The organism is Methylomonas sp. Uni0009, assembly GCF_054188105.3.
In genome coordinates this window covers 1,023,818-1,039,291 of record NZ_JBTAFN010000001.1, presented here as the reverse complement: position 1 = coordinate 1,039,291, position 15,474 = coordinate 1,023,818, and the positions used below count along the sequence as shown (strand labels likewise).

14 protein-coding genes are annotated in these 15,474 nt (G+C 49.4%); 11 read left to right on the top strand and 3 right to left on the bottom strand.

Annotated features, from left to right (window positions below; genetic code table 11):
- Positions 1–15 precede the first annotated feature (15 nt).
- On the top strand, positions 16–1,038 hold the full coding sequence (locus ACWAU0_RS04900; protein ID WP_458138467.1) for a glycosyltransferase: 1,023 nt from the start codon (positions 16–18) through the stop codon (positions 1,036–1,038).
- Between the two features lie 40 nt (positions 1,039–1,078).
- Here ACWAU0_RS04900 and ACWAU0_RS04895 read toward each other — a convergent pair whose 3' ends face one another.
- Positions 1,079–1,681 carry an arylesterase gene (locus ACWAU0_RS04895; protein ID WP_458138466.1) on the bottom strand — a complete coding sequence of 201 codons (603 nt, stop codon included), beginning with the start codon at positions 1,679–1,681 and terminating at the stop codon, positions 1,079–1,081.
- Between ACWAU0_RS04895 and ACWAU0_RS04890 the strand changes: the two genes are divergently transcribed.
- From ACWAU0_RS04890 to ACWAU0_RS04875, 4 genes are all read left to right on the top strand, one after another.
- Complete coding sequence (locus tag ACWAU0_RS04890) at positions 1,680–2,372, top strand: ABC transporter ATP-binding protein (RefSeq protein ID WP_458138465.1); 693 nt, start codon at positions 1,680–1,682, stop codon at positions 2,370–2,372. The two genes, ACWAU0_RS04895 and ACWAU0_RS04890, sit on opposite strands and share 2 nt — an antisense overlap.
- Positions 2,369–4,849 carry an ABC transporter permease gene (locus ACWAU0_RS04885; RefSeq protein WP_458138464.1) on the top strand — a complete coding sequence of 827 codons (2,481 nt, stop codon included), beginning with the start codon at positions 2,369–2,371 and terminating at the stop codon, positions 4,847–4,849. Before ACWAU0_RS04890 ends, ACWAU0_RS04885 begins: the two co-directional genes overlap by 4 nt.
- A gap of 388 nt (positions 4,850–5,237) precedes the next feature.
- Positions 5,238–5,741 carry a sigma-70 family RNA polymerase sigma factor gene (locus ACWAU0_RS04880; RefSeq protein ID WP_458138463.1) on the top strand — a complete coding sequence of 168 codons (504 nt, stop codon included), beginning with the start codon at positions 5,238–5,240 and terminating at the stop codon, positions 5,739–5,741.
- Positions 5,742–5,747: 6 nt separating this feature from the next.
- Positions 5,748–6,722: a FecR domain-containing protein gene (locus ACWAU0_RS04875; protein WP_458138462.1), complete on the top strand. Its 975-nt coding sequence runs from the start codon at positions 5,748–5,750 to the stop codon at positions 6,720–6,722.
- A 177-nt stretch (positions 6,723–6,899) separates the two neighbouring features.
- Here the strand turns inward: ACWAU0_RS04875 and ACWAU0_RS04870 are convergent, their stop codons facing one another.
- Positions 6,900–7,301, bottom strand: a complete 402-nt coding sequence (locus ACWAU0_RS04870; RefSeq protein ID WP_458139198.1) for a type II toxin-antitoxin system VapC family toxin — start codon at positions 7,299–7,301, stop codon at positions 6,900–6,902.
- Positions 7,302–7,309: 8 nt separating this feature from the next.
- Positions 7,310–7,552, bottom strand: a complete 243-nt coding sequence (locus tag ACWAU0_RS04865; RefSeq protein ID WP_458138461.1) for an antitoxin — start codon at positions 7,550–7,552, stop codon at positions 7,310–7,312.
- A 238-nt stretch (positions 7,553–7,790) separates the two neighbouring features.
- On the opposite strand from ACWAU0_RS04865, the gene ACWAU0_RS04860 reads away from it, so the two are divergent.
- From ACWAU0_RS04860 to ACWAU0_RS04835, 6 genes are all read left to right on the top strand, one after another.
- On the top strand, positions 7,791–8,540 hold the full coding sequence (locus ACWAU0_RS04860; protein ID WP_129871393.1) for an IS5 family transposase: 750 nt from the start codon (positions 7,791–7,793) through the stop codon (positions 8,538–8,540).
- The gene (locus tag ACWAU0_RS04855) at positions 8,537–10,351 is read left to right on the top strand and encodes a TonB-dependent siderophore receptor (protein WP_458138460.1); all 1,815 of its coding nucleotides are present in this window, start codon (positions 8,537–8,539) and stop codon (positions 10,349–10,351) included. The genes ACWAU0_RS04860 and ACWAU0_RS04855 overlap by 4 nt, the downstream gene beginning before the upstream one ends.
- Positions 10,352–10,522: 171 nt before the next feature.
- On the top strand, positions 10,523–11,797 hold the full coding sequence (locus ACWAU0_RS04850) for a PepSY-associated TM helix domain-containing protein (protein WP_458138459.1): 1,275 nt from the start codon (positions 10,523–10,525) through the stop codon (positions 11,795–11,797).
- A 258-nt stretch (positions 11,798–12,055) separates the two neighbouring features.
- Positions 12,056–12,358 carry a hypothetical protein gene (locus ACWAU0_RS04845; RefSeq protein ID WP_458138458.1) on the top strand — a complete coding sequence of 101 codons (303 nt, stop codon included), beginning with the start codon at positions 12,056–12,058 and terminating at the stop codon, positions 12,356–12,358.
- Positions 12,359–12,646: 288 nt separating this feature from the next.
- Complete coding sequence (ubiD, locus tag ACWAU0_RS04840) at positions 12,647–14,110, top strand: 4-hydroxy-3-polyprenylbenzoate decarboxylase (RefSeq protein ID WP_458138457.1); 1,464 nt, start codon at positions 12,647–12,649, stop codon at positions 14,108–14,110.
- 40 nt (positions 14,111–14,150) lie between these two features.
- A complete protein-coding gene (locus tag ACWAU0_RS04835) occupies positions 14,151–15,287 on the top strand; it encodes a PP2C family protein-serine/threonine phosphatase (RefSeq protein WP_458138456.1) in 1,137 nt (378 codons plus the stop codon).
- Positions 15,288–15,474 lie beyond the last annotated feature (187 nt).

The window sequence follows — 15,474 nt, the reverse complement described above, 5'->3', positions numbered from 1 at the left end:
GGCGATCTTAATAACATGCGAAACACCACTGTAAGCATCATCTCCACGGTCCTAAACGAACGCGGCAGTATTAAAAGTCTGCTGGATTCTTTTTTAACTCAGACCCGTCGGCCCGATGAAATCGTAATAGTTGATGGGGGTTCGTCTGACGGGACTCTGGAGCTTCTGCAACAATATGCTGATCAGAATTCCAACATAAAGTTTTTTGTCGAGAAAGGTGTCAATATTGCTCGAGGACGCAATCTGGCAATTGCGCGTTCCAGTGCTGACATTATCGCAGTGACCGACGGAGGTTGCCATCCTGATCCCGTTTGGCTTGAGGAGTTGGTAAAACCGCTACTGGAAAATCCTGATTTTGGTGCGGTATCCGGTGTGCGTAAGGTCGAACATATTAATCCTTTCGAATATTTCGCTGGGGCGTTATCGACCTCTGGAAATTCGGCCGATGAAGAACATCGGGTGTTTCATGGTAGAAATTCGGCATTTCGAAAAAGTGTTTGGACAGCGACAGGCGGTTACCCGGAATGGCTTTACACCGCAGAAGATACGCTGTTCGCGCAGAGAGCTAAAGCACTTGGATGTAGGGTCGGATTGGCGCAAAATGCTGTGGTGTCCTGGCGTCCTAGGCCTAATTTTAAAAAACTTGCCAAGCAATACTATTTGTATGGACGAGGAACCGGGCGGATAGGTAACGCGGATTTAAAAGCCGTTTTCTATCATTTGCGTAACCACGCGCTCTGGATGTTGACTTTTCTATTGGGATTTATCGTTCCTTGGTTTTGGCTGGCGACAGTGAGTTTGCTGACTTTCATGTACACAAGTTTGATCGCTCCGGTTATTAAAAGGCTGCAAGGCGATGGTTTAGTTGCGCCTGGTCTGTATTGGTATGTTCCACTTATCGTCATGATCCGTAGCTTTTGCAATAATCTCGGCCAACTGCATGGTTATTGGGAATATGAGAAAGTAGAACCTTTCAAGAAAAATCTGCAATTGTATTTGTCCGGTCAATGGAAAAGCGCGGACAATGTAAATAGCTAAAGTTGATAATTTGGTTATCTAAAACGCAGACTGTTGGCTATTATTTCAGCAACGCTTGTAAATATCCCCAAATCTTTTCGGCAATCACCGGTTGTGCCAGCTCATTCGGGTGCAGGCTGTCGGCCTGCATCATCTCCGGGTTTAATGCTACCTCTTCGAGGATAAACGGCACGTAAGGGATCTTCAATTCCGCGGATAGCTGCGGAAAAACCTCGTAAAACATCTCGACATAACGCTTGCCGTAATTGGGCGGAATCTTCATCCCCAGCAGCATCACTTTGGCGCCGACGTTTTGCGAACGCCGGGTGATTTCGGTCAGATTATTTTTCATTTCCGCCGGCGATAAACCGCGTAAGCCATCGTTGGCGCCCAATTCCACCAACACAATATCCGGTTTATGCCGCGATAAAATTTGCTCCAGTCGCGCCAGGCCGCCAGCGGAAGTATCGCCGCTGATGCTTTCGTTACTGATAACATAGTCGCTATGCAGGTCGGTCAGCTTGTTTTGCAACAAAGCCACCCAGCCAAGCTGAACTTCGATGCCGTAACCGGCACTAATACTGTCACCCAATACCACTATCGATTTCGCCATGGCGCTGATTGGTAGTAAACCCAGAATTACGGCAAGGACCACGCTATACATGTTGAATACTCATATTGATAAGACCAGTTCCCCGATTATCGTTACCGAACAGCTCGGCAAATCGGTGCCAACTTCCGAGGGCATTTTACACATCTTGTCCTCAGTGAATTTAATCATCAATTCGGGCGAGAGTCTGGCCATTGTCGGCGAGTCCGGTTCCGGTAAATCCACCCTGCTCAGTTTGCTGGCTGGATTGGATACGCCCAGTATCGGTCGAGTGGTCGTCAATGGTCGCGATCTGACCAAGCTCGACGAAGACGGCCGCGCCCTTTTGCGCAACGAATTAGTCGGTTTCGTGTTTCAGTCCTTTCAACTGCTGCCGGGGTTGACGGCTCTGGAAAACGTGATGCTGCCGCTGGAACTCAGCGGACATGCTCAAGCGGCGACCGCTGCCCGGGCCTTGCTGGATAGAGTGGGCTTGTCGCAGCGCTTGACGCATACCCCCAAGCAATTGTCGGGCGGCGAGCAGCAGAGGGTGGCTTTAGCGCGGGCCTTTGTCACCCGGCCTACCATCCTGTTTGCTGACGAACCGACCGGTAATCTGGACAGCAAAACCGGTGCGCACATCATCGATTTGCTGTTCGAGCTCAATCAAGAACAACATACCACTTTGATTTTGGTGACTCACGACATGACTTTGGCCGGACGTTGTCAACGCACCATTCGCCTGGATGCTGGGAGCGTGGTATGAAACGTGTCAATCTGGCCATGAAACTGTTGTGGCGCGATAGTCGTTCCGGAGAGCTGACCTTATTGCTCCTAGCTTTGCTGATTGCGGTCAGCAGTTCCACCGCCATATCGCTATTCGCCGACCGTTTGCATCGGACCATGACGGTGCAAGCCGCCGAGTTTTTAGCCGGCGATCTGGTGGTGGCTGCGCCGGCGCTCATAGCCGAAACCTGGTTGGCCAAGGCTGGCGAATTGGGCTTATCCCATTCGCAAACCAGCGAGTTTGCCAGCGTTTTGTTGGAAAACCAGGAAATGCTGTTGGCTTCGGTAAAATCGGTGAGCAGCGGCTACCCGCTGCGCGGCAAATTGAAAACCAGCGATGCCGAGTCACAGGATGAAATCGTCGCCAGCCAGGGTCCGGAACCCGGCTCGGCTTGGGTAGACAAGCGCATCCTGCCGGCTCTACATCTAAAAATCGGCGATACGTTGACCGTAGGCGAAAAACCTCTGACCATCGGCCGGGTGTTGAGCTACGAGCCGGACAAGCGCGGTGACTTTTACAGCTTTTCGCCGCGGGTGATGATTAATCAAATCGATTTGGCTGCCACCGGCGTCATTCAACCCGGCAGTCATGTGCGTTACGCCTTCCAGTTCAGCGGCGACGAACAGGCTTTGCTTGCCTTTAAAACCTGGTTGAAACCGCAACTGAACAGTTCGCAAAAAATCCTGGATATACATGAGGATCGCCCGGAGCTGGGATCGGCATTGCAGCGCGCCGAGCGTTACCTGGGCTTGTCCAGTATCGTGGTGATCTTGATTGCCGGCGTGGCGATTGCGATGGCTACCCGCCGTTACACCGAGCGGCATTTCAACGCCACTGCCTTGTTGCGTTGCCTGGGATGTAAACAAGCGGAAATTGTCTGGCTGTACGGTTTGCAATTCTTGGTGCTGGGCCTATTAGCCAGCAGCGTCGGCTGCGGCCTGGGCTGGTTGGCGCAGTTTGGTTTATTCGAGCTGTTAAAATCCTTGTTGCCGGAAGAATTGGCCAGTCCCAGCTGGTTGGCGGTATTTTTTGGCTTGACTTCGGGCTTGGCAATCTTGCTGGGTTTTGCTTTGCCGCCGTTGCTGCGTTTGCAAAAAGTCTCACCGTTGCGGGTATTGCGTCGTGAGTTGGAACCCTTACCCAGCAGCGGTTGGTTGATTTACGGTTTGGCGCTGGCGATTATCGGCGGCTTGATTTGGCGCTACACACAAGACCCGAAAATGACATCTACCATATTGGGGTTGGGTGCGCTAACACTATTGGGTGTAGGTGGCGCGGTATACGGTTTGTTATTGCTGGCGCGCAAGCTGTTGCCGAGGATGGGCTTGAATTGGCGTTTTGGCTTGCAGGGATTGCTGCGGAACAGCCAGGCAAGTGTCAGCCAGATATTGGCTTTCAGCATCACGCTCACCGCCATGGCCCTGAGTTTTACGGTGCGCAGCGATTTGATCGACAACTGGCAACAGCAATTGCCGGAACAGGCGCCGAATCATTTTGCCTTGAATATTCTGCCGGAACGCCAGCAGGCATTTCAAAGCGAATTGCAGCAGGCGCAAATCCCCAGCAGCCGGTTTTATCCGGTGGTACGCGGACGCCTGGTGACGATTAATAACGAAGCGGTGCAAGGCCGGGTCAGCAAAGACACCCAGGGCGAAGGCGCCACTCAACGCGAATTGAGCCTGACCTGGGCGGTGCAATTGCCGGACGATAACAAAGCCACCGATGGCGGTGCTTGGCAAGCCGATCGGCCGGGTCTGGTATCGGTGGAGCAAAAACTGGCGGAAAGCTTGAAAATCAAGGTGGGCGATGAATTGACCTTTACGGTGGGGAGCGCGCAATTCAGCGCAAAGGTAGCTCAACTCCGCAGCGTGCAGTGGGATACGATGCGGCCCAATTTTTACATGATTTTCTCGCCCGGCACGCTGGATAACTTTCCGACCATGTACATGACCAGCTTTTATCTGGCCGATACCCAAAAAATTCTGTTGAATACCCTGCTGAAAAAGTATCCGGCGATCACGATATTGGAAGTTGATCAGATTTTGAAACAGTTCAAGATGATCCTGACGCAGTTGACCAAGGCCATCAATCTACTATTGTATTTTGCCCTGGCGGCCGGTTTCACCGTGTTGTTTGCTGCCGTCTATGCCACGTTGGATCAACGGATCTACGAAGGTGGGCTGATGCGGACTTTGGGCGCCCGGCGCGGCTTTTTACGTACCACGCACGTGATTGAGTTTGGCTTGCTCGGCATTTTAGCTGGTGCTATGGCGGCACTGGCTAGCGAAGCGATTCTGTATGCGTTGTATACCCGTGTGATGCAGATCGACTATCGTCCGGGCTACCATTTGTGGGGAGCATTGCCGGCGATAGGCGCGATAACGGTGGGGCTGGCAGGGTACTGGGGGGTTAGGCAGGTGGTCAATCAGCCACCGCTACAAGTGTTGAGGCGTTGATAGTTGATCAGTAAATTTTTCGCGATGGTTGCGATAAGGCAATGCACTGATTTTTTCATACTCAATAGGTCACTTAACATAGTTAAATTTGGAGGCGACTTTTCGCCGGTAAGTTTAGTGTGCAACCCTAGGTGGCGTTAAGAGTGATGTATTTGCTTGAGTAGTTGTTTTTACTGGAATTTATTTCACATAGGCATTTTGGAAGATGTCTATAGCCTAGAAAATGGTATATTTTTTGCCGAATTCTTTGGTTATTTGGTAAAAGTTTGACTGATTTGTAAGCATACAATCAGCAATCGTGAGGATTTAGCAAGGCAACCAAAGCTATGATCAAAAGTCTGTATGTCGTCTTGAAAGCACATCTTTCAATCATCAATAGGAGTGTTTAGTGGCGACGGAATTGCTGACTAATGAAGCCTTGTCCCGGCTTTATCAAGAACATCACTCCTGGCTGCTCGGTTGGCTGGATAAACGTGTGCAATGTCGCTTGCAAGCCGAAGATCACGCGCAAGACACTTTTGTACGGGTGATGGCATCGGGTCGCACACCGGATTTGAATGAACCCAGGCCTTACCTCGCCACCATCGCCAAAAATTTACTGATCAACCATTGGCGCCGCGCCACCATTGAACAAGTGTATCTGGAACGTCTTTCGGCAATTCCTGAAGCCACATCGTTGTCTATGGAAGAAAGCGCCATTATTCTGGAAACCATACAAGAAATTGATGAATTGCTTAGTCGCTTACCGGAAAAGGCGCGCAAGGCATTTTTTATGTCCCAGATCGATGGACTTACCTACGTCGAAATCGCCGAAAAACTCGGGGTCAGTGATCGCATGGTTAGAAAGTACATGGTGCAAGCCATGGTGCTATGCCTGAGCGTGGAGTTCTAACAGTAAATGTCTTCCGGAGATCGACAAAAGATCCATCCCCGCATCGTGGCGGAGGCCGCTGAATGGTTTATGGTTCTTAGCTCCGGTAACGTTCGCCCTGACGAAACCGCACAGTGGCAAGCCTGGCTGGCTTCGCACCCGGATCACCAAATGGCTTGGGCCAGAGTTGAGTTTTATACCGACAAATTTAAATCACTGCCACCACCAGCCGCCTTCGCCGCCACCGCAGCGTTAAATGCCCCCAATCTCAATCGAAGACGCATGCTGTTAAGCATGGCCCTATTGGGTGTTGCAGGATGGTCCGGCTGCCAGATTTCTCGAGGTCGTTATTGGCAGGAATGGTCGGCCGATCAACATACAGCGCTCGGCGAAACTAAAACCATCACCCTAGCCGACGGCTCCAGCGTGGTTATGGATAGCGGTAGCGCGGTAAACGTTGATTTCTCGGTTAATTTACGCAGGTTGCAACTGGTTAAAGGGGAAATTTACATCGAAACAGCACCTGATAGCGTTGGCTGGAAACGGCCCTTTGTCGTCGATACCTTGGAAGGCAGAGTTCAAGCACTCGGCACCCGCTTCAGCGTCAGCCAACGCCAAAATCTATCGCAGGTTACCGTATTTCAAGATGCCGTAGAAATCCAACCAGCCGATGCAGCGTCCGCCAAACAAACTCTCCGCGCCGGTCAACAAGTTCAATTTTCCTCAAACCACCTTGAGCCTATCCAAGGACACAGACAGAATAAACCCGCTTGGACCGAAGGCTTTATCGTTGCCGATGATCTGCCGCTCAGCGAATTTTTGCTGCAACTAAGCCGTTACCGATCAGGCTACATTACTTGTGCTCCCGAGATTGCCGATTTACGGATTATCGGGTCATACCCGTTAAAAGATACCGACAAAATTCTCGCCTTTCTCGAGGCTAACCTGCCAGTCAAGCTCTCACACCCGCTACCTTTCTGGGTTAAAGTCCTGCCGCGCTGATTGCTTCTGCACTCGCAGAGACGGTCATGCTCGGTCCGCTAGGTCCGTTTACGATAAAGCTCGAAGCACTGCTTGAAGCTCTTTCTCTACGGCCTGCAACAAAGCCAATGCAGGTCCATGCGGTTTACGATAGCACCATCAGCAGCTTGTTTTTTATTGCCATCGTTTATTACTTACTTAAACCCCATTCACCCAATCTTCGATAGTCAAAACCCCATCGGGAATCAGGCTGAAGGCTTTGTCATGGGTGACAAGTATGGTTTTGGCGGCTATTGCATGCGCGGCGATCATCATATCTAGCGCCCCAAGCGTAATGCCAACCGACATGCAAGATGCACGTAAATCGCCATAAACGCAGGCGGCTTGCTCGTCCCAGGGCAATGTCTCAACACGCAATAGAAACTCCCGGATCAGCTTTGCCAGGCTGGTAGGGTGGCCCTTGCGGGCTAAGCCATATAAAAGCTCACCTTGTGTGACTGCCGATATAAAAATACTGTCCATCGGCAGTGACGCCAACCGGTGTCGAATCTCCGGGGGATGGCTTTTGATAATATAACTAGCCATATTGGTATCCAGCATATAACGCATCAAAACAAATCCCGCTCTTGGTTCGGCTGGTCTTCGCGATCGGCCATGAAATCAGCAGGAATCTTTGTGTGGTCGGCAAGCTCGAAAAACTCCGCCCAGGATGCCGGTTTAGGCGACAGAATGACTTCGCCAGTCACGGGATCACGACGAATAAATACTTCCGCGCCCGGAAAACGGAATTCTTTCGGAAGCCGTATCGCTTGGCTTCGGCCAGTGGTAAATAACTTGGCAGTGGTATGCATCTTAATTCCCCTTATCAAATAGGTATCTGAAGTATATATCACAGCTTGATATGTACCAATGATACTCGTCAAGTCGGTTCGATAAGGCAAGCCTAACCGGACATTTTTCGCTGAACAATAAAATTATTTTCATAGAAAAGACAATCGATTAGGGGCTGTTGCCATTTTGTCATAATCCCTTTGAAAATCGATTGGCGAGCCATATTGATTGAGTTTTCAATCAAACGATAACTAGCGAATGCCACGCCAACTGCTTACAGATACCCACTGGGAAAAGCTAAAAACGATTATGTTGAGTTTCAGCATTTACGACAAACCCGGTCTTCGGCAAACGGTCGAAGGGATTTTTTATCGCTTGCGTGTTGGCTGCCCTTGGCGAGACTTGCCCGTCGCTTTTGGCAAGTGGAATGCCGTGTACAAGCGCTTCAATGCCTGGTCACTGCAAGAAAAGCTGAGGGGTATCTTTCAAGCGCTAGTGATTGAGCCTGATTTGGAATGGCTATTTATTGATGGCAGCATTATTAAAGCCCATCAACACAGTAGCGGCGGCGCCCATGAAAATCCAACAGCCATCGGGAAATCGGTCGCAGGCAACACGACCAAAATCCATATGGCGGTTGATGCCGGTGGACTTCCCATCCAGTTTTCGATTACGGGGGGCGAAGTACATGACTGCAAAGAAGCGCCGGAATTTGTGGCCAAGCTCCCCCAGGCGGGCTACATGATTGCAGACAAAGGGTATGACAGCGAGCCGTTACGGATTCAAATTCGAGACCAAGGCACAGTCCCCATCATCCCAAGAAAACAAAATTCAATAGTCGGGAATGAGGAAATGGACTGGTGTCTCTATAAATATCGCCACCTCGTTGAAAACGTATTTGCGCGACTGAAACATTTTAGAGCTATTGCCACCCGATATGACAAACTAAAACGCAATTTTGAAGGTGCTATCGCCCTGGCTTGTGCATTTATATGGTTACCGATGTGAAACGGCAACAGCCCCTAATATTGCGTGATGGATTTTTCACTTTCGGAGTTCCTGTTTCATTAGCTAATATTGATCGTGTGGAAGTGTTGAAAGGCCCAGCGGCTATGCTCTACGGAAAATTAGAACCCGGCGGCCTTGTTAATGTAGTTACCAAGCGCCCCCAATCAGTTCCGTATTATTCTTTACAACAGCAGTTTGGTTCGTTTGATACCTATCGCACCCTCTTGGATGCAACTGGCCCCGCTACTAAGGATGGTTCATTATCTTATAGGTTTGATTATGAACATTTAGATTCGGGGTCATTCAGAAATTTTGGGTTCAATAAGCGAGATTTCATTGCTCCGACAGTAACATGGAACATCAGCTATGCTACACAAGTTGATTTCGAATTTATATATCAAAAATTGGAATCAATACGAGATCATGGCATACCATTTGGTTTAGAGCAAAAAGGGCTTTTAGCTGGGAAGCTACCGCGAAATTTATTTATTGCCGAACCAACCGATCACTACAATCAAGAATACATTCAAGGTGGAATGTCCTTAAGCCACCAAATTAATAAAGATTGGCAGATAAAAGGAAAATTCAATATTGCTAAAAACGATATTTCGGATGCCCAAACTTTTGGAGATTCCCTAATTGGTAATAGTGAGCTGTCTCGGGGCACATATGCCTCAGACGACCAGACGGGAACTGATTTTGAAACAATAAATGTCATTGGTCATTTTGACACATGGAGTTTGCAGCACACCTTATTGATAGGCGGCGATCATTTTAATTACAATACGAATATTTCCACCTTTTGTTGCGATAGTGCGCCATCAATCAATTTATTTAATCCTCAATATGGCTTCAACGGTTTTAACCTTCCCTCATTTATCAATTCTCCACGATATGAACGTGAACGTGATTATTCATGGTTTGGCACGTATATTCAGGATCAAATTAAATTTGGCGAGGAGTGGAGCTTACTTTTAGGTGGTCGTTATGACAATACTGAATTCCAAGAAAAAGAGACTGTAGCAAGCAAATCAACCAAAAATGAAAACTTTAGTCCTCGTGCTGGCTTGATGTATCACCCATTGCCGTGGCTAGGTCTATATGCAAGTTATGTTCAGGGTACGAATGCCTTTAACAGTGGATTTACCGCGTCAGGGACGGCTTTAAGTCCAGAACAATCGAGGCAATATGAAGCTGGTGTAAAAGGCGAATGGTTCGATGGCAAGCTATCAGCGGGAATAGCAGTTTTTGAATTAACCAAAGAAAATATCAGCGTATCAGATCCAGATAGGGCTCTTGCTTTACAAGGGTATAAGCAAGCCATTGGCGAAGTACGCAGCCAAGGCATCGAATTTGATATTCACGGAAATTTGACTGACTATTTGAATTTGATTGGTAACTATGCATTTACCGATGTAAAAATCACAAAAGATACAGACTCTTCAGGCTGCACGGGTAATCAAGGTAATCGCTTTGCCAATGTACCTACACATTCAGGTAGTCTTTGGACAACTTATGACTTTTCTGGATTTGGTGCGCATGGATTCAGCAGCGGTATTGGGGTGTTTTTGGCAAGCGATAGAGCCGGAAATATCGCCAACACTTTTGACTTGCCCGGTTACGCAAGAGTGGATGCGATGTTGAAATATAAAAGACAGGTTGGCCCTTCAAAAGTGACTCTGCAATTTAATATAGAAAATTTAACTGACAAGGACTATATGGCGTCCAGTAACGGATACGGTAATAACGAAAATCAGGTTATACCTGGTACGCCGCGTACGTTTTTAGGGTCTGTAAAAGTCGAATTCTAATATCGGGTTAGTTGTTTAGCTACGCAGGCCTGGTTAGGTGTAACCAGACAGATTGGCTTCGATTTGTCGGGTTACGCTCTATCGAGCTAACCCGACCTACGCTTGATTGAATATTTACCTCCCCAAACCCACTAACACTGCATTTAATTTAACGAAATCCATTTGCAAACCATGAATAAATCGGACGCCGATGTTTTGGACATCTATCCAGATAGCGCTAGCGCTGCGCGTTTATCTCGGCTTAAGGCGCATCGTAAACTATGGCTGGCTGTGCATCTTTACCTTGGTTTGTTTGCAGGTGCATTATTGGTAGTCGTCGGCTTTACCGGCAGTATCGCGGTTTTCTATGTGGAGCTACAAGAGGTCTTGAATGCCGAATTGAATGTAATTTCTGAGCCCTTACAACCCCGGCAGAATGCCCATTCATTGGATGAAATTATCATCACAGCAGAATCTGCTAAACCACTAGGCAGCCAATTTCTTAAGGTGTATTACCCCCGCAAGGCAGATGTCGCTTATAAGCTGCTTTACTTTGTCCAAGACGCCCGCCAAGCGAATAACGGCGATGGCTATTACATTTATATCGATCCTTACATCAATCAGGTCAAGGGCATACAGCTTTGGCATCCCAAGGGCAAATATTGGGGGCGACCTTTTATGAGTTTCATCATGCAGTTGCATTGGAGTTTGCTGTTAGGTGAAACCGGCGGCACGATTGTGGGTATTTTGGCAGCGTTATCGATTATTTCTGTTTTGACTGGCTTGATAGTCTGGTGGCCGTTAACCGGCAAATTTAAACAGGCGTTAAGTTTTAAACGCCGCGCGGGGCCAGTACGGTTCAATTTTGATTTACATAAAGCCATCGGCTTTTATTGCAGCTTGGTGTTGTTGCCGGTTTTGTTTTCCGGGATTTATATGAACTTGCCCGAACAGGTTAATACGCTGGTTAAGCTATTTTCGCCAATTACCAGAACGAATGCCTATGACGGTATAGACGACGAAAGCTATCACTCTAGCCGCCATGCCGGTGAAAAAGCCATCGGGTTTTCGGCAGCGGTTGCGGCAGTTGAAAATCACTCCTCTGTCGGTAAGGTAGTGATGGTCAATGCACCGATTGATCCGAACGGCGTGTATATCATTCAAAACAGGGATGTTCTAGAAAACAGCCGCTTCGTTGGTCATCAAACACTGGTTGTTGATCAATACAGTGGCGAGATTATTCACAGCTACAACGCAGGTATAGGCAATGCGGGCGATGTATTTCTGGATTGGCAATGGCCCTTACACAGCGGCCAAGCGTTTGCTTGGCCGGGCCGGATTTTGGTGTTTCTGGCGGGTTTGGCATGTCCGGTTTTGTATGTAACGGGTGTGATTCGTTGGCTGCAAAAACGCCGCGCGGCAAAGTTGCATCAAGCCAAACAATCGCCAGCTTATGAATCGCGTTAGGAGCAAGCTGGGGTCAGGTCTTGTTATCAAGGGCCGTAGGTTGGGGGGAGGCACGAACCCCAACATTGATGGCCTTTAAATTATCGATGACTTCATTGTTGCGTTGCCAACGGTTTGCGGGTTGTTTTGCTACTGTCGTGTTGGGGTTCCTGTCGTCACCCCAACCTACGCTCTGACTACCCGTAGGAATTTCCTGGCCGAAGCCAATTAACTCCCCGCCCCATAATAATTATTAAGAACATGGAAGGAGGCGCGGGTATGCGCAAAACCACTAAAAAGGCACCCTACGTGGTACCGGCTGAAAAAGCCGCCGAAATATTCCCGTCCGCGCGTTATTTCCAGATTCATTTTGAGTTTCTGCAAGAGCAGATTCAGTTGATCTTGCGTAATCAAGAAACCTTGCAACAGCAAATGCGACAACTGGAAAGTCAGCTGTCGCGAACGGGGCAAGGCATCCGCCTTGATGGCAACACGTTGAGCCCTATTGAGCGCCTAACGGTGAATCGTAACGCTACTTCGGACAGTGAAACCCCCAATTTTAATCTGACGGGGGGACGGTGAAGCTGGCACTGTGGCATTCGACTACGCATACGGCGGACCTATCGGTCTGCTTTTGGGGGTAGTTATTTGTTGCGTCAAATTTAAAGGGTTCTAAAAACTTGAGGCGACAACTAGCTTGAAATTTTCCGTGAAATTTTCCAGTGAAGACGACGGCGGGGAAATGAGCGAGATCATAGTCTGATTACTTGTCTCTTTGGTTTTCTCGTCTAGCTTAACTCAGCGTATGATTGCCGCTTTAATTTTGCACCCCATGGCACGAAGTTCGGCCTCCCCTTTTAAGGACCATGCATGAAATATAGAGATTTACGAGACTTTATCGCGCAACTGGAAAAGCAGGGCGAACTGAAGCGCATCAAACAGGCAGTCGATCCGGTGTTGGAAATGACAGTGATATGCGACCGGGTGTTGAAGCAGGGCGGGCCGGCTTTGCTGTTCGAAAATCCGAAAGGTTCCAACATTGCCGTGCTGGGCAACCTGTTCGGCACGCCGAAGCGGGTAGCGATGGGCATGGGAGCCAAAGATGTGTCCGAATTGCGCGGTATCGGCGAGTTACTGGCCTATCTGAAAGAGCCGGAGCCGCCGAAGGGCATGAAAGACGCGCTGGAAAAATTCCCGGTATTCAAGCAGGTGTTGAATATGGCGCCGAAAATAGTCAGCTCCGCACCCTGTCAGGAAGTGATTCGGGTCGGTGACGAAGTCGATTTAAGCGTCTATCCGATTCAAACCTGTTGGCCGGAAGACGCCGCGCCTTTGATCACCTGGCCGCTGGTGATTACCAAAGGGCCGAACAAAGACCGGCAAAACCTGGGGATTTACCGCCAGCAAGTCATCGGCAAAAACAAAGTCATCATGCGCTGGCTGGCGCATCGCGGCGGGGCATTGGATTTCAAGGAATGGCAACAAGCGCATCCGGGTAAGCCGTTTCCGGTGGCGGTAGCGTTGGGGGCTGACCCGGCGACGATATTGGCATCGGTTACACCGGTGCCGGATTCTTTGTCCGAGTATGCCTTCGCGGGTTTGCTGCGTGGCAGCAAGACCGAAGTGGTCAAATGTTTGTCCAACGATTTGCAAGTGCCGGCCAGCGCGGAAATTGTCCTGGAAGGCTTCATCTATCCCGGCGAAACCGCGCCGGAAGGGCCGTACGGCGATCACACCGGTTATTACAACGAAGTCGATGAATTTCCGGTGTTTACTATTGAACGCATCACTCAGCGGCAGGTGCCGATTTATCACAGCACCTACACCGGCCGTCCGCCCGATGAACCGGCTATTTTGGGTGTGGCCTTAAATGAAGTCTTCGTGCCCATCTTGCAAAAGCAGTTTCCGGAAATCGTTGATTTCTATCTGCCGCCGGAAGGCTGTTCGTATCGGATGGCGGTGATCAGCATGAAGAAACAATACGCCGGTCATGCCAAGCGTGTGATGCTGGGCACCTGGTCGTATTTGCGCCAATTTATGTACACCAAATTTGTGATCGTGGTGGATGACGATGTCGATGTACGCAATTGGCAGGACGTGATTTGGGCGATTACCACCCGCATGGACCCGGCGCGCGATTTGACGATTTTGGAAAACACGCCTATAGATTATCTGGACTTTGCTTCGCCGGTGTCGGGCTTGGGGTCCAAGGTCGGTTTCGATGCGACCAACAAATGGCCGGGCGAAACCAGCCGGGAGTGGGGACGTCCGATTGTAATGAGTGAGGATGTCATCAAAAAAGTCGATTCTATGTGGGATACCCTATTTAACTAGGGTAGACTGCCGGTTCGCTTGAATAACGGTACAGTTCCTAATGAAAATATTGGTTGTCGACGATATCTACGAAAACAGGCTATTGCTCGACAAATTACTGAGCAGGATGCAGCATGAAGTCATTTTGGTCGAAAATGGGGAGCAGGCGGTTCACGCTCTGGCCAGCGTAAATCCCGATCTGATTCTGATGGATATTATGATGCCGGTCATGGATGGCCTGGAGGCTATCAAAGCGATTAGAGAGCGAACCCTGGACAAGTGGGTGCCCATTTTTGTGCTCAGCGCGCTAGCCGATGACCAAAATGTCCTGGATGGGCTGCAAGCCGGTGCTGACGACTATCTGCAAAAACCGTTCAGTCGTGCTGTTCTTGCCGCTAAATTGGGTTCGGTGCAGCGTGTGATCGATATGCAAAATCTGATTATTGCCGATACTCAGCTACTTAAAGCCTATCGCGACGAAAACGAAGCGGAGCAGCAGTTTTTACAGAGTATTTTTGAAAGGTTAATTAAACAGAGCGATCTGAAAGACGATCATTTGCAGTTTTGGTTATTGCCGGCCAAACGCTTTAGCGGCGATTTGATTTGCGCCAGGCGCATCAGTAAGCAACAAATTTACTTTATGCTCGCCGATTCGACCGGCCACGGCTTGGCGGCAGCGTTACCGACGGTGATTGTCAATCAGGCATTCCAGGCGATGACGAAAAAGGGCTTGGCCGTACCCATCATCGTCCGCGAGATCAATCGCCTGCTGTACAGCCAGATGCCGACGGGCCGTTTCGTGGCTTTGGTATTGGGCATGATAGATGCTGAAAAAAAGTCAGTGGAGTTGTGGAATGGCGGCTTACCCGATGTTTATGCGCTGGATGGCGATGGCAAGCCGGTTCACACCTTTCGTTCCTCACACCCCTCTGCCGGCATTCTCGATAACCGGCAATTCGACGATACTTGCGAAATCTGGCATTGGCGGGAGGCTTGCGAGTTATTTATGTACTCTGATGGCTTGACCGACACCCTGGGTCCTGACGGCGGCTTATTCGGTCAAGAGCGCGTCCTGCAGATTCTCCGAACGGCGCCGCCTGGCGCTGAAGTGGCGGCGATCCAACAGGCCCTGGAAGCACATATGCTGAACCGGGAAGCGCAAGACGATATTTCCTGTATGGCCATTCGCTGCCGCTGAATATTTCGACTTTGGGCCGGCTGGTTTTATTTCTGGAATCTCTTGGGCTGTTAGATTGAATGCTGGCGTCAGGCGGTAAAAAGCAGACTCAACTAATTTGTCTATACTGAGAATCTCGCGGATAACCCATTCAGCAGGCACGGCTCGGTACGAGTCGGACTGCTAGGTTTTCGCTCCCAACTTCATG